18 protein-coding genes and 2 rRNA genes are annotated in these 15113 nt (G+C 29.8%); 5 read left to right on the forward strand and 15 right to left on the reverse strand.

Features of this window, described 5'->3' with window-relative positions; translation table 11 throughout:
* The first annotated feature begins 132 nt into the window (after positions 1-132).
* A complete protein-coding gene (locus ACJDU8_RS08620) occupies positions 133-378 on the forward strand; it encodes an AbrB/MazE/SpoVT family DNA-binding domain-containing protein (RefSeq protein ID WP_406791741.1) in 246 nt (81 codons plus the stop codon).
* 142 nt (positions 379-520) lie between these two features.
* Here ACJDU8_RS08620 and ACJDU8_RS08625 read toward each other — a convergent pair whose 3' ends face one another.
* The 13 genes from ACJDU8_RS08625 to ACJDU8_RS08685 form a co-directional block, all read right to left on the reverse strand.
* Complete coding sequence (locus ACJDU8_RS08625) at positions 521-1609, reverse strand: C40 family peptidase (RefSeq protein WP_406791742.1); 1089 nt, start codon at positions 1607-1609, stop codon at positions 521-523.
* A gap of 323 nt (positions 1610-1932) precedes the next feature.
* Positions 1933-2772, reverse strand: coding sequence for a 16S rRNA (cytidine(1402)-2'-O)-methyltransferase (gene rsmI, locus ACJDU8_RS08630; RefSeq protein ID WP_406791743.1), 840 nt, complete (start codon positions 2770-2772; stop codon positions 1933-1935).
* Between the two features lie 19 nt (positions 2773-2791).
* Complete coding sequence (locus tag ACJDU8_RS08635; protein ID WP_406791744.1) at positions 2792-3532, reverse strand: tRNA1(Val) (adenine(37)-N6)-methyltransferase; 741 nt, start codon at positions 3530-3532, stop codon at positions 2792-2794.
* A 136-nt stretch (positions 3533-3668) separates the two neighbouring features.
* Positions 3669-4433 (reverse strand): flagellar motor protein MotB, encoded by a 765-nt coding sequence (locus ACJDU8_RS08640; RefSeq protein WP_406791745.1) that lies wholly within the window; start codon positions 4431-4433, stop codon positions 3669-3671.
* Entirely contained in the window at positions 4430-5224 is a 795-nt protein-coding gene (locus tag ACJDU8_RS08645; protein ID WP_406791746.1) for a flagellar motor protein, read from the reverse strand. Before ACJDU8_RS08645 ends, ACJDU8_RS08640 begins: the two co-directional genes overlap by 4 nt.
* A 349-nt stretch (positions 5225-5573) precedes the next feature.
* On the reverse strand, positions 5574-5747 hold the full coding sequence (locus ACJDU8_RS08650; RefSeq protein ID WP_406791747.1) for a DUF362 domain-containing protein: 174 nt from the start codon (positions 5745-5747) through the stop codon (positions 5574-5576).
* Positions 5748-5832: 85 nt separating this feature from the next.
* Entirely contained in the window at positions 5833-6036 is a 204-nt protein-coding gene (locus ACJDU8_RS08655; protein WP_406791748.1) for a heavy-metal-associated domain-containing protein, read from the reverse strand.
* Positions 6037-6047: 11 nt separating this feature from the next.
* A complete protein-coding gene (locus tag ACJDU8_RS08660) occupies positions 6048-6953 on the reverse strand; it encodes a PSP1 domain-containing protein (protein ID WP_406791749.1) in 906 nt (301 codons plus the stop codon).
* A gap of 7 nt (positions 6954-6960) precedes the next feature.
* Positions 6961-7905, reverse strand: coding sequence for a DNA polymerase III subunit delta' (locus ACJDU8_RS08665; RefSeq protein WP_406791750.1), 945 nt, complete (start codon positions 7903-7905; stop codon positions 6961-6963).
* 14 nt (positions 7906-7919) lie between these two features.
* The gene (locus ACJDU8_RS08670; protein WP_406791751.1) at positions 7920-8237 is read right to left on the reverse strand and encodes a cyclic-di-AMP receptor; all 318 of its coding nucleotides are present in this window, start codon (positions 8235-8237) and stop codon (positions 7920-7922) included.
* A gap of 85 nt (positions 8238-8322) precedes the next feature.
* The gene (locus tag ACJDU8_RS08675) at positions 8323-9009 is read right to left on the reverse strand and encodes a dTMP kinase (protein ID WP_406791752.1); all 687 of its coding nucleotides are present in this window, start codon (positions 9007-9009) and stop codon (positions 8323-8325) included.
* A 19-nt stretch (positions 9010-9028) separates the two neighbouring features.
* On the reverse strand, positions 9029-10468 hold the full coding sequence (locus tag ACJDU8_RS08680) for an aminotransferase class I/II-fold pyridoxal phosphate-dependent enzyme (RefSeq protein ID WP_406791753.1): 1440 nt from the start codon (positions 10466-10468) through the stop codon (positions 9029-9031).
* Entirely contained in the window at positions 10447-10659 is a 213-nt protein-coding gene (locus ACJDU8_RS08685; protein ID WP_406791754.1) for a sigma factor G inhibitor Gin, read from the reverse strand. The genes ACJDU8_RS08680 and ACJDU8_RS08685 overlap by 22 nt, the downstream gene beginning before the upstream one ends.
* Positions 10660-10967: 308 nt before the next feature.
* On the opposite strand from ACJDU8_RS08685, the gene ACJDU8_RS08690 reads away from it, so the two are divergent.
* The 4 genes from ACJDU8_RS08690 (at position 10968) to ACJDU8_RS08705 (ending at position 14628) form a co-directional block, all read left to right on the forward strand.
* Positions 10968-11909: a magnesium transporter CorA family protein gene (locus ACJDU8_RS08690; RefSeq protein ID WP_406791755.1), complete on the forward strand. Its 942-nt coding sequence runs from the start codon at positions 10968-10970 to the stop codon at positions 11907-11909.
* A gap of 19 nt (positions 11910-11928) precedes the next feature.
* Positions 11929-12843, forward strand: coding sequence for a S66 peptidase family protein (locus ACJDU8_RS08695; RefSeq protein ID WP_406791756.1), 915 nt, complete (start codon positions 11929-11931; stop codon positions 12841-12843).
* A 132-nt stretch (positions 12844-12975) separates the two neighbouring features.
* The gene (locus ACJDU8_RS08700) at positions 12976-13719 is read left to right on the forward strand and encodes a peptidylprolyl isomerase (protein WP_406791757.1); all 744 of its coding nucleotides are present in this window, start codon (positions 12976-12978) and stop codon (positions 13717-13719) included.
* 183 nt (positions 13720-13902) lie between these two features.
* Positions 13903-14628, forward strand: a complete 726-nt coding sequence (locus ACJDU8_RS08705) for an NAD-dependent protein deacylase (protein ID WP_406791758.1) — start codon at positions 13903-13905, stop codon at positions 14626-14628.
* A gap of 94 nt (positions 14629-14722) precedes the next feature.
* Here the strand turns inward: ACJDU8_RS08705 and rrf are convergent.
* A 5S ribosomal RNA gene (rrf, locus tag ACJDU8_RS08710) occupies positions 14723-14839 on the reverse strand.
* A 114-nt stretch (positions 14840-14953) separates the two neighbouring features.
* Positions 14954-15113 (reverse strand): 23S ribosomal RNA (locus tag ACJDU8_RS08715); the annotation flags it as partial.

A 15113-nucleotide genomic window follows, 5' to 3' on the forward strand; every position in this document is an offset into this window, starting at 1 on the left:
TATATTAACTTTAGATGGAATTTGATAAGAAATTTGTAAAATATCTTATAAAAATGTGTTGACTTTTAATGTAATTTTTGCTATTATTTAATTGTATCTATGTCGAATTATGGAATCAAAGGGGGAAAACAAATGAAATCAACAGGTGTTGTAAGAAGAGTAGACGAGCTAGGAAGAATTGTTATTCCTATAGAATTAAGAAGAACTCTAGACATCGCTGAAAAAGATGCCTTAGAAATATATGTAGATGGCGAACAAATCATATTAAAGAAATATGAACCTGCATGTATTTTCTGTGGTGATGCAAGAGATGTAGTAAACTACAGAGGTAAGAATATTTGTAAAAATTGTCTGAACGAATTAAAAGAAGGACGATAACAAATATATAAAAAACTGACATTCAATTTTTGATGTCAGTTTTTTATATACTTGTTATTTAATATCAGTGTAAAAAATAAATCTAACTATGTATACACATATTTCTATTTAAGACTACATATTACACAGGTTGCTATGTTAACTATCTAACTCTTCTTCCCCCGGTAAAATCTGATCTGGCATCTAAAGATGCTATTTTTACTACATCTCCTGTCCTAGGTGCATTAATAAACGCTCCATCACCTACATATATACCTACATGATATGCAGGGGATCCGAAAAATACCAAATCTCCCGGTTCAAGTTCACCTCTTGAAACTGGCACACCAACACCTTGTTGTGACTGTGAAGTTCTTGGAAGATTAATTCCAAAATGTGCATATACATATTGAACTAGACCTGAACAATCAAAACCTGAGGGGGATGTCCCTCCCCATACATAGGGAACACCTAAGAAATTAGAGGCATATGCTACTACTGCATTTGAGGACACTATAGGTTCCCCACCTCTTGAAATACTTATATTTGAACTTCCATCTGAATTCGTAATTCTTGGTGCAGAATTTCTAACCTGCTGTACACTATTTGATGCTGTAGCTACTATTTTCGCAGTGGATGTATCGGACGTCTCAAGAACTTTTTCTTTTTGACTTAGATCTGCTATTAGATTAGTTTGAGTTTCTTTACTACTATTAAGCTTGGACAATTTTTCTTCATTCTCAGACTTTAATGCCAGAAGCCTGTTATTTTCAGTATCTAACTTTTGTTTTTGTTCACCTAATTGTTTCTTTTTATCCGTCAAATTCCCTATGACTTCCTTATCAAAACCCATTATCTTTTTTATATTATCTATCCTAGATATGAAATCATTTAAGTTATCTGCATCAAGTATTACACCAAGGTAACTATCCATGCCATTTACATACATAACCTTTACCCTTTGATTAAATAATCCTTGCTGCTTTGCTATATCTTTTTCAGTAGTGTTTATATTCTTCTGGGTCTCTTTTACATTACCTGAGACCTGACTAATATCTTTTTTATTGACATCAATCTGCTGCATAACTTGTACTATTTGATCATTCAACTTTTCGACTTTAACTTCTAATTCTTGTTTTTCCTGTTTAACTTGAGCTAATGAACTGGCACTGCCCGGTGACGCTAAGACATTTCCACCTGTTGACAATGCTATAGCCAAAGCAATCACAACAGACAAAGTTTTTTTATTCAATTTTTCTACCTCCTTGTAAAATATTTAACAAAACTCCTCCCCTACTATAACCTATAGGAGCAAATAATCTACTCTAAATTACAGATTTAGAAATTTCGCTTAAACAAAATTTAAAACCATACCTAAATAGTATTAAGTATAGTTTCAAACTTAACATGTGTATATTATAGCATTAAACTGGAATATATCTCAACGTTTATATGCAATTTTTTTAAAAAAAGTTCGAATTATAATCTAAATTTAAAGTTTTTGTTAATAAATTCATCATTTTATATTAAATTTTTTAATAATATATTAATATATTTTAACCTTATATTATATTATTACAAGTTAATAGAATGTTTATAAACACTAGACTTACAAATATCTCTATCATTAGCCACCTTTTTTATAGATTCTTTTTTGCTTAATCCTTCATCAATGTACATTCTTATATGATCTTCTACAGATAGGTTTACCCATTTTTCTCTTTTTTCTTCTAAAAGTTGTTTTTTGTCTTTACCTTCTACTACAAGTACAAATTCTCCTCTTATATTTCTGTCACAATAATAATCTATGGATTCTCCTATAGTAAATCTCAATATTTCCTCATGAAGTTTAGTGAGTTCTCTACATATGGCTATATGTCTGTCACCTAAAATATTTTTTAAAAATTCTAAGGTGTTAATTAGTCTATGGGGAGATTCATACATTATTAAAGTTTCCCCTCTATCCTTTATATCCTCTAAAATATCTTTTTTGTCTTTATTTTCTCGGGGCAAAAAACCTATAAATATAAATTTAGAAGTATCCAACCCAGAATAAACTAAAGCTGTTGTTACTGCCGTAGCACCAGGTAATACTTCAAAATCTATACCTTCTTCTATACATTTACGTACAATAACATTTCCCGGATCTGATATGCCTGGAGTACCTGCATCACTTACCAATGCTATATCTTTTCCATCTTTCAATTTTTGTATTAACAATTTACTCTTGTCATTCTCATTATGTTTATGGTAACTTATAAGTGGCTTCTTTATATTAAAATAATTTAACAGTTTTAAACTCTGTCTTGTATCCTCTGCTGCTACTAAATCTACATTTTTAAATATTTCCAATGCCCTTAAGGTTATATCTTTTAGATTCCCTATAGGAGTTGGCACAAAAAAAAGTTTTCCCATTATCTAATATCTCCTTTTTTCATCTTCCATATATTTCATCAATTTCTGCTGTATAGCTTCCGTCTAATTCATGCACATATATAGGTACACCCCATTTTAAAAATCGTCCTCCATTATTTTGTCCTTCCACAAGTACCATATTAGGTGCTTTATCTACACTAGGCTGAACCATCCTTATAAATTTAGGCTCTATTTTATACTGTCTCATAGTACAAATAATATCCGCCATTCTATCAGGTCTATGTATCATATACATCTTTCCATTATCCTTTAAAAGAGCCTTAGCCGCTTTTATGACATCTTCTAATTCACAGCATATTTCATGCCTGGCAATTGCATTTTTGTCTTTTAGATTTATAATTCCAGAATTCTTCAATTTATAGGGTGGGTTTACTGTAACTACATCTACTTTAGGAATACTCCTCAAATAATTTAGATCTCTTAAATCCTTATAAATAAATTCTATAGTATTTTGCATGTTATTAAATTCTACAGATCTTTTAGACATCTCTACCATATCTTTTTGTATTTCTATACCTATTATTCTAGCTGCAAGCGTTTTTCCCGATAATATAAATGGAATTATTCCCGTACCACTACATAAATCCACTATCCTTGCTCCTTTTTTCACTTTGGCAAAATTAGCTAATAAAACTGCGTCAACCCCAAATCTAAAAGCATCCTTTTTTTGTATAATGCATAATCCTTTCAACTGTAAATCATCTAAAGTTTCGTCAATTCTTAATAAATTACTATTCATATAAATACCTCATGTTTAGTTTATATTTTTAATTATGGTTTAAATACTATACATTGTCAAATAAGCTGAAAACTACTATATTATGATATAAAAAACCCCAGGATATATACCCTGGGAATGTGAAATTTACATTATTTTATTTTTTAGCAGAGTTACTATTGACGCTATTATCTTCCACTGCATTAAACTTACTATTTAATATAACTATATCAACTCTTCTATTTTTAGCTTTACCTCCATCCGTGGAATTATCTGCTATAGGTCTATATTCACCATATCCAATTGCCGAAAGCTTTTGGGGTTCAATTCCAGCACTTCCTATAAGAAATTCAGTAACATTAGATGCCCTATCACAGGATAACTTCCAGTTAGAAGAATACTGCTCATTACTAATTGGTACATTATCGGTGTGACCTTCTACTCTCATGTAATTTCCTAATTGATTTAAAATTTTACCTATTTGCACAAGCTTTTGCTGGAACGCAGGTTTTATATTAGCACTTCCAGTATCAAATAGCAGCGTATCATTCATACTTACAATAAGCCCTCTTTCATCTATATTGGTAGATACACTTCCACTCATTCCGCTGCTTTGCAAATATTTATCCACCTCTGCCTTTAAATCTGCTAACTTTTTTTCCTGATCATCTGTATCAGTTTGTTGTATATCCTCAGGATTTATGGTTTCTTTTATACTTGAAGTATCATCACTTCCTATTACACTTTTTCCTCCGCCCATGGCTATTTTTAGAGATTCTGATAACTGCTTATATTTAGATATATTTACATTACTCATTGAATACATTACAATAAAAAATATCATAAGTAGAGTTATTAAATCGGAGTAAGTAAGCAGCCATCTCTCTGAATTTTCTTCTGTGTGTTTTTTTTTCTTCTTCATAATTGCTGCTTACCATCCATTTCTTCAAATCTAGCCAATTCGCTTTTGTTCAAGAAACTTTTTAATTTCTCCGCTATGGTATTTGGATTTATTCCTTCTTGTATATATAATATTCCCTCAATTATTAAAGTTTTTTCCTTTACTTCCTTATCATCAAGTACATTTAACCTGTTCCCTATAGGAAGCCATATAATATTAGCTGCACCAACACCATATAATGTTGCCAAAAATGCTACTGCTATCTTAGGACCTAATGTAGATGAATCTTCTAAATTACCTAAAACATGAACTAATCCCATAACTGTACCTATTATACCCATAGTGGGAGAATATCCACCAGCACTTTGAAATACAGCAGATCCTTCTCTATGTCTTTCTGAAGTAGATTCTAATTCCAGCTCCAATATACTCCTAACTGCTTGAGGATCTACTCCATCTACTACAAGTTGCAATCCTTTTTTTATAAAAGGATCTAAATTAGGATCATTAGATATTTCTCCTTCCAAACTTAAAAGTCCATTCTTTCTGGTTCTATAGGATACATCCTTAAAATATGAAATCAAAGAAGGCAAATCCGTTTTTGGAGGGCCTATAATAACTCTAAACATTTTTGGAATTCTCTTTAACACATCTGATGGAAAAGACAGACCTACAGCTCCAATTGTTCCACCAAATACTATTATAGCTGCAGTAGGTCCTAAAAGTGCTCCAGCACTTCCCCCTTCTAATATAAATCCTCCCACAAGTGATGCTAGTCCAAAAAGTAAAAACAAAATAACAGATATATCCATACCATACCTCCATATGATGCATTTTACGACTAAAATTTTCATTAAAATGTTTTTTTATCTATAATTATTAATCGGCTAAAATAATCTACTCTTTATATGATGTTTTATGTATTAAGAAATATGAAATGATTCTTAAGTTTAGGTGGAATCTGCCCACAAGAAATCCTTCTCCCCTTCTGAACCTTAAGAAGGACTTATAAAGATTCATAACAACGCTTATCTCCTCCGTTTGAGAAGCTGGAGGTATCGGTTTATATGATTTCGATAAAATTCCCAAAAACTATATAGTGCTTGTCTAAAAATTAAAAAGACCACCCTATGGTAGCCTTTTTAAATAATGATTTTAACACTAGTCTGCTTGAACTGGTGCTCCTACTGGACAGGCACTAGCACAGCTTCCGCAGTCTATACATGTACCTTCATCTATTAAAAATTGAGTGTCTCCTTGGCTTATGCAGCCAACTGGACATTCTGAAGCACATGCTCCACAATTCATACAAGTATCATTAATTTTATATGCCATTATATAACACCTCCTTAATTAAATTTACATGTTTTTATTACCCCCTGATATTCTATCATATTTATTAATATTTTTAAAGATAATTTTAAAATACTGCATATCCAACATCTTCAAGACATTGTATTATTTTATCTTCTGTTATAAAGTAATTATCATATATTATGCTAACCTCACACTTTTCTGTATTTATCTGACATGCTATTACTCCTTCATTACTAGAAATAATTTTTCTTATGTTATTCACGTCCCTAGCAGTACGTATATTAGGAATTTTAAATACAGACTTCATACACTACCTCCCTAGTCTTCGTTAAATAAGCGCTTAATTATATCTTCATCCTCAGAATCTATATCAATTTTTATCTCATCTTCAGTTACATTTCCTTCAAATCCACCTGAAACCATCTGAACATCATTTATAGATATTTCTTTTATGGTATCTTCTCCGTCCTTAATTTTTATTTTTACTTTAACCATTTCTTTAACTACAGAATTGCTTATAACTTCTCCCTCTCCATAGGATGTACTTACAATTGAACCTACTTTAGGTAATTTTTTTCTTATTTTTTCATAGGTATCTTGTTCATAATTTAGGCAGCACATAAGTCTTCCACACATTCCAGATATTTTTGTAGGATTTAAAGATAAATTCTGCTCTTTAGCCATTTTTATAGAAACAGGTACAAAATCTCCTAAAAAGGTAGAACAACACATAGTTCTGCCACAAGGTCCAAGTCCCCCTATCATCTTAGCTTCATCTCTTACTCCTATCTGTCTAAGTTCTATTCTAGTCCTAAATATTGAGGCAAGATCTTTTACTAACTCTCTAAAATCTACCCTTCCATCTGCAGTAAAATAAAATATAACTTTATTATTGTCAAAAGTATATTCTACATCTATAAGTTTCATCTTTAAATTATGCTGTTGTATTTTTTCAATGCATACTTGAAATGCTTCTTTTTCCTTTTCTTTATTTTCATTATGCCTATTTACATCTTCTTCTGTAGCTATCCTTAAAACATTTTTAAGTGGCGAAACTACATCACTTTCATGTATATCTTTAGGATTTATAACGCACCTACCGAATTCTATGCCTCTAGCTGTTTCAACTATTACATTATCATTTTTTTGTATATTTAAATTATCTGGTGAAAAATAATATATTTTACCAGCCTTTTTAAATCGTATTCCTACAACTGTTACCATATTTCATCTATACCTCCCGCATTTTCATCAACATAGAATCAAAAACTAAGGTTGAGTTCACATTTCTATCTAATTTCTCTCTAGTATTTTCTATAATATTAATAATAGCATTTAACTTATTAAATGAAAACATTTCTCCTATAGCTTTTAGCTCCTCAAACTTATCCATATTTATGATTAAATCACTATTACCTGTTTCCTTATATACAAATACATCACGTATATAGGATAACATACAGGTAAGTACCTCTTCCCATTTATCTTTTTCTTCAAGTAAATAATTAGAAAATTCCAAAGTAAAATTTATATCCTCATCATATAATTCTCTAAACATTTTTACAGTTATATTTCTTATTTTTCTTAAAGCTGTATCTGAAATAAACTTTTCGGCTCTTCCAGGTATACCATCACTGAAAGCCATAACAGATTTTAACTCCTGTTTAGATAAACTAGGGAATTTATTATTTAAAAATATTTTCATATCTCTTTCATTTAGTCTGTTAAGTTTATATATCTGACATCTGGATTTTATTGTATCCAAAATTCCATCTAATTTTTCACATAAAAGCATAATAAAACTTCCTGCTGGTGGTTCTTCTATAGTCTTTAATAGAGCATTTTGAGCCGCTTCTGTCATTTTATCAGAACTATACAATATTACTACCTTTTTATCACTTTCATAAGGTTTTTTATTGATTTCTTCTATAATATGTTTTATCTCTTCTATACCAATAGATTTTCTGCCTTTAAATATATTAATTTCTATTATATCTGCATATTGTTTAAATCTACTTTTTCCCAATATCTCCATGGCTATTTCTTTAGCAAATAGACTTTTCCCTAATCCATTCTCACCTACTAAAATATTTGCATGAGAAAATCTTTTTAAATTTATAGAATTTGCTATTTGAAGTTTTATCATATCATGCCCTATTATTCTATAAAAACTCAATCTCAATATACCTCCTAAATTCTAATAAACTTATCTACATCTACCACAAATATATTTGCTCCCCCAACTTCTATTTCCACGGGATAAGGCATATATACTCCCGTTGAGGAAGGAGTCGCTACAACCTGTTTTCTAGTCTTACATACCTCTTCAATATGGGTTATCACTTTATCTACACCCTGTTCTTCTACCCCTATCATCAAAGTTGTATTTCCTGACTTTAAAAATCCACCTGTAGTAGCAAGTTTAGTTACTTTAAATCCGCCTTTTGTTAGAACCTCCAGTAAATTTCCCACATCATCATCTTGAATAATAGCTATAATTAATTTCATAAGGCATCTCTCCTTCTAAATTTTATATAGAAATTATCTGAATTTTTAAAATTAACTTATAATAATTATAGCATACTTATATATTTCATTTTAATATTCTGCTTATCAAATTATATATACTTTCATGAATTTTATTTACTGCACTAATTTTATTATTTTCTATACAAGGAATTTTATTCCACCCATATTTGCTTACAATATATAATGCATTATTATATGAGTTAACTAAATATTTATAATTGCTTTCATGTATATCCTTTTCCATATTACCTGTAAATTTATTATTTCTTTCAAGCATGAGATTTTTACTATACTCAGGGGGCACATCTAAAAATATTACACAGTCTGGTATTGGCAACTTAAATATATTAAATTCGAAATCCCAAAGCCAATCTAAGAACTTATCCTTTTCTTCTATATTGTTAATTTTAGAAGCCTGGTGTATCATATTAGATGTAGTATATCTATCTGCTAAAACTATACCTCCATGTTCATAAAATTCTTTCCACTGAATTTTATAGGAAGCAAATCTATCTACCCCATAAAAAGTAGATGCAACATAGGCATTTACATCTTCAGGATTTTTTCCAAACTCCCCATTTAAATACATTTTAACTAAAGCCGAGGATTGACTATTATAGTTAGGATACTCTACTTTCTTTACATTGTATTTTTCATTTAGAAGCCTTTTATAAAGTCTTCTAGTCTGGGTAGCCTTGCCACTCCCATCACATCCTTCTATAACTATAAGTTTTCCTTTCAATAATTCCATCTGAACTTCCCCCATAAATTTATTTTACAACTTGAATTTTATTATCCTTTATTCCTATTATATCTGCTCCAAATTTTACATAATATCTTATAGTTTTTAAAATGTCTCCATCTATTAATTCTCCCATTAATAATATGGGTATTCCAGGAGGATATGGTATTACGTTAACTCCTGCTATTCTTCCAAATGAATTTTCTAAATCTATTATTTCTGTTTCCAAATTTACAACTTCATATGGCAATATCTCCATTTTAGGTGTACCATATTCCATAACATCTATTCTTTTACATTTAAAGTTTTTTAAATCACAACTTTTCAATACAGTATACAGTTTTTCAAACTCTTCTCTTTTATTAAAAGGAGAAAAAATTAATACTACATTAGAGTTATCACTCATTTCAGCCTGTATTTTAAATTTTCTTAAATATGTTAAAAGTAAATTACCACTATAATCACCTTCTAAATTTATAGTATATCTAGTTAAATCCATGTCCCAGATGTCTGACAATAAATTTTTATTATGTACGAATATATCCTTTCTTCCAATTACATTAAACCCTTTTATAAGGTTTATCTTTTCTCTATAATACTCACTTATTTCAATAAGTTTTTCGTAATCTTTATATCCGTATTTCTCAAGATAAAATCTAGCATAGTCCATAGAACAAAGTGCCATATATGAAGGACTTGTACTTAAAAATACACTACAATAAAAGTCTACCTTATTTAGCTCTTGTTCATTATTAACATGTAAATAAGCAGTCTGAGTAAGACTTGGCAATGTCTTATGGGCACTTGTAACTACCATATCTGCTCCCATTCTAACTGCACTTTTAGGTAAATTTTTATGCACTCCAAAATGAGCACCATGGGCACAGTCAACTAAAACTTTCATATTATATTCTTTAGCTTTCTCTATTATAAATTTTAGATTACTACATATTCCGTAATAATTAGGATATGTAATAACTACTCCTTTTGCATCCTTATTTTGTTCTAATATTTTTAAAAAATGCTCCACATTTATACAAATAGGAGCATTCAATCTTTTACTTATAATATTTTCTAAATATACCGGATTCAACTTTCTCATAATTATTCCATTAAATATAGACCTATGACAATTCCTCTCTACTAGAACTTTATCTCCTTCATTGAAACTGCTAAATAACATTATCATATTTCCAGAGGTACTGCCATTAACTAAAAAATAAGATTTTTTACTTCCATAAAAATCTCTAAGACGCTCACTTGCATCTAGTATTATACTTTTCTGATTATGAAAATTGTCTACTCCATCTACTTCTGTTACATCGAACTTTAAAATATCAGTTATAAATTTTCTTCCTATTGAAGTATTAAAAAATCCTCTGCCATTTTTATGCCCGGGCATGCAAAATGATATATTGTTTTCTTGAATGTATTTTAAAACTCCTTCTAAAAGCGGTAATTCTGACAATGGATTATCTCTCCTCTTATAACAAAATGTATTATAGTTTTTTTTATTCTCTCTTTATAATATTCATAAAAGTCTAAATTATTTTCTAATTTTAATAATCTCTCTTCACAACTTCTACACATTCCCCTACCATATACTATTATACCATTACTTAAAGGCTTTCCACATATTATACAATATTTTTTTTTCATTTACATCCTCCTAGCAAGTCCTAATTATAAATTAACAAATTAAATTTTATCATTTAGATTCTCGCCTTTTAATGTATATAATATTCAATTTTATTTTATTTTTTTATCCTAATATTATATAGTATTCAGTTTATCTATAAATTTATTTTGTCCACATAAATAAATTTTAATTTTAATATAGTATTATTACGTGAATATTTATGATACCATATTCAAAAATATATTTCATGGGATATAATATAAATAGTAATAAACATATTACAACCAAAGATAACAAACTACACAACATTTACTTAGGAGGGCACTATATGATATCAATTTATAAAACTATAGATACATCAAACAAATTACAATCTTTAGATACTATAGAACATGGGTGCTGGATTAATATTGTAGCACCTTCTGATGAAGACTTGCTCTTAATATCAAAAAAATCTGGTGTTTCATTAGATTTTTTGAGGGCTGCCCTTGACGAAGAAGAAACATCCCGTATAGATATGGAAGATAATAACCTACTGGTAATAGTTGATATTCCTTTTACTGAAATGGAAGTTAACTCTTTAACTTATGACTCTTATCCTTTAGCAATAATTCACACAGAGTCTATCTTGATAACAGTTTGCCTAAAAAACAGTAAAATTCTTACAGACTTTATAGCAGGTAAGGTAAAATCTTTTTATACATTTAAGCGTTCTAGATTCATATTACAAATACTATATAGAATAGCAAGTTATTATCTACTTTACTTGAGACAAATAGATAAAAAGAGTGTAATGATTGAACAAAGACTTCATAGATCCATGAAAAATAAAGAATTTATTCAACTTTTATCCCTAGAAAAATCTCTAGTTTATTTCTCCACATCTTTAAAAGCAAATGAAATAACTCTAGAAAAAATGCTAAAATTAGAACTTTTACAAAAGTATCCTGAAGATCAAGATATTTTAGAAGATGTTATTATAGAAAATAAGCAAGCTATAGAAATGACTAATATCTACAGTAATATCCTGGCAGGAACTATGGATGCGTTTGCCTCAGTTGTATCAAATAATTTAAACATAGTTATGAAACTTTTGGCTTCTGTAACTATAGTTATGTCTATACCAAATATTATATTTGGTTCCTTTGGTATGAATGTATCTGGAATACCCCTTAATAAATATGCAAATGCTTTTTGGATTATATATGGAATTACAGCCTTAATTTGCGTGGTATCTATAATATTTCTCAAAAAAAAGGATTTATTTTAATTTTTAGAAGGTGATAATTTTGTTAGGAAAAAAATTAGAAAAAGGAGATACTATAGGAATTGTATCTCCTTCAAGTCCCGAAGATCCTAAAACAATAGAAGAAAGTATTAGGTTTTTAGAAAATTTGGGCTTTAATGTTAAAGAGGGAAATCACATATATGATAAGTGGGGATATCTAGCAGGTACAGATAAAGATAGAGCACAAGACCTTATGGATATGTTTCTAGATAAAGATGTGGATGCAATATTATGTGTAAGAGGTGGATATGGTGCCATGAGGCTCCTTCCTCTTATAAACTTTGATATCATAAAAAAAGAACCTAAAATATTTGCTGGATTCAGTGATATAACTACTTTACTAAACAACATATATCAAAAATGTAATTTAATTACCTTTCACTCTCCTATGTGCAATTCTAAATTTGATCCCTCAACATTAAAGAGCTTTTTAGATACATTAATGTTTGGATATAATCCCTTTACCATAGAAAATGCTGATAATATACCTACAGATTACTTCAATGGGGAATATGTGAAAGGAGAGCTTGCAGGAGGCAATCTTTCTTTAATATGCGGCACAGCTGGTACTCCTTACGCTATAAATACTGAAAATAAAATACTATTTATAGAAGAAGTAGCAGAGGAACCTTATAAGATTGATAGAATGCTTACTCATTTAACTTTAAATGGAACTCTTCAAAAGTGCAAAGGTTTTATACTAGGTCAATTTAAAGACTGTGAATTTTCAAGTTATGAACAAAGTCTAACTTTATCTGAAATACTTGAAGATAGAATACTAAGCCTAAAGAAACCAACTTTAGTTAATTTTCAATCTGGTCATTCATATCCTAAAATAACTATTCCAATTGGAGCTAATGTAGAAATAGATTTAAAAAACGGCAAAATACATTTATTGGAACCTATGGTAAAATAAATGCAAACTTTATGGAAGTAAAAAAACTTTTGATAACTAAATATTTCAAGGCTTTTTATTTTATATAGAAAAACCATATAAAGTATGTAATAATTAATTGTGAGTTATAAATTATATTTAAGGAGAGAATATATGCAAAATGATGTATTAGCAATTGTTAACAACGCAGAAATAACTGAAAATGATATGCAGAATGTTATAAAAAGATTTCCTGCAGAAAGACAGCAATATTTTAATACCGATAATGGTAAAAAACAATTATTAGATGAAATTATATCTTTTGAACTTTTTTATAATTACGGTAAAGATATTGAATTAGAAAAAGATAAAGATTATATAGCCAAATTAGAACTAGCTAAAAAAGAGCTATTAATTCAAGAGACAATATCTAAAATTATGGAAAGTGTTAAAGTTACAGATAAAGAGGTAGAAGATTATTACACTGCTAATAAATCCATGTATAAAAATCCTGAAAATGTAACTGCAAAACATATATTAATTGATTCTTTTGAAAAAGCTGACGAAATATCGAAAGAAATAGAAGAAGGTCTATCTTTTGAAGATGCAGCTAAAAAGTATTCCTCATGTCCATCCAAAGCTCAAGGAGGTAATTTGGGTAAATTTACAAGGGGACAGATGGTACCTGAATTTGAAACCGCAGCCTTTCAGCTGGAAATAGGCATATTAAGTAAACCTGTAAAGACTCAATTTGGATATCACCTTATAAAGGTTGAAGACAAAGAAGCGGATGCCATAAAAGATTTTGATGAGGTAAAGGATGCCATAAAGGATGGACTTTTACAAGAAAGGAGAACATTTAAATACTCCGAATTTATTAATGACTTAAAAAACAAATACCCGGTTGAAATTAAGTGATTCTAAAGTTCTAGGTGGAGTTTGATCATAAGAAATGCCTTTCTCCACCTGTACCTTAGAAAAATTCATACAGAGACATACACTGTTATGCTCCACTTTGAAGAAAATCGGATTATTGTACCAATGATAGGGCTAGGACAAAATAACATTTATTATAATTTAATATAAATTAGAGGTGATTTTATGAATTACGAAAATTTAAAATCAGCTGTAGAGTCCAGTAATAATATTGTATTCTTAGGAGGAGCTGGAGTTTCTACGGAATCAAATATACCTGATTTTAGATCTGAAGCAGGCATATACAAAACCAAAAATAATTTTTCATATCCTCCTGAAATAATGTTAAGCCATACATTTTTTATGTCTCACACTGAAGATTTCTTTGACTTTTATAAGGAAAAAATGATATACAAAGATGCAAGGCCTAATGATACACATTATTCTCTGGCGGAATTAGAAAAAAGAGGAAAACTTAAAGCCATAATAACTCAAAATATTGACGGACTTCATCAAATGGCAGGATCAAATAATGTTTTAGAATTACACGGTTCAATTCATAGAAATTACTGTACCAAATGCAATAAATTTTTTGATTTAGATTATGTAATAGAAAGTCCTGAGCTTATTCCTAAATGCAATAAATGTAATGGTTTAGTAAAACCGGATGTAGTTTTATATGAAGAGAGCTTAGACACAGATGTACTAAATAAATCTGTTGAATATGTAAGTAAGGCAGACATTTTAATTGTAGGTGGTACATCCTTAGTAGTATACCCAGCTGCAGGATTAGTTGACCACTTCAATGGCAGTACTTTAGTTCTCATAAATAAATCAACTACCCCTTATGATAATAAAGCCAATATAGTTATACATGATAGCATAGGAAAAGTTTTAAAAAGTATACTTTAAAAAGTATACTTTTTAAAGTCCTCATAATATCACATTTAAATTAATAAAAAAATAGAACACCTTATTTGGCATTCTATTTTTCTTTTATGTTTTCACCTGGCAATGACTTACTCTCCCACAGAGCCTCCCCTGCAGTACCACCAGCACTGTGGAGCTTAACCTTCCTGTTCGAAATGGTAAGGGGTGTTTCCTCCACGTCATAATCACCAGATTTTCGTGTTTTTTCTCACTACAGTTTTATATTATACTGTCATTCCTTCAGCCTGTCAATACCTTTTAAGATAAAATTTTTATCCTCTCAAAATTGCACAGTAAATATTATTGTTTGGTCAAGCCCTCGACCTATTAGTATCAGTCAGCTTAACATGTTGCCATGCTTACACCCCTGACCTATCTCCTCCTGTTCTTGGAGGGGTCTTACTGGCTTTCGCCATGGGAAATCTCTTCTTGGGGTGGGCTTCACACTTAGATGCTTTCAGCGTTTA

The sequence above is a fragment of the Candidatus Clostridium eludens genome, from assembly GCF_045310515.1.
GTDB classification, from domain to species: domain Bacteria; phylum Bacillota; class Clostridia; order Clostridiales; family Clostridiaceae; genus Clostridium_B; species Clostridium_B eludens.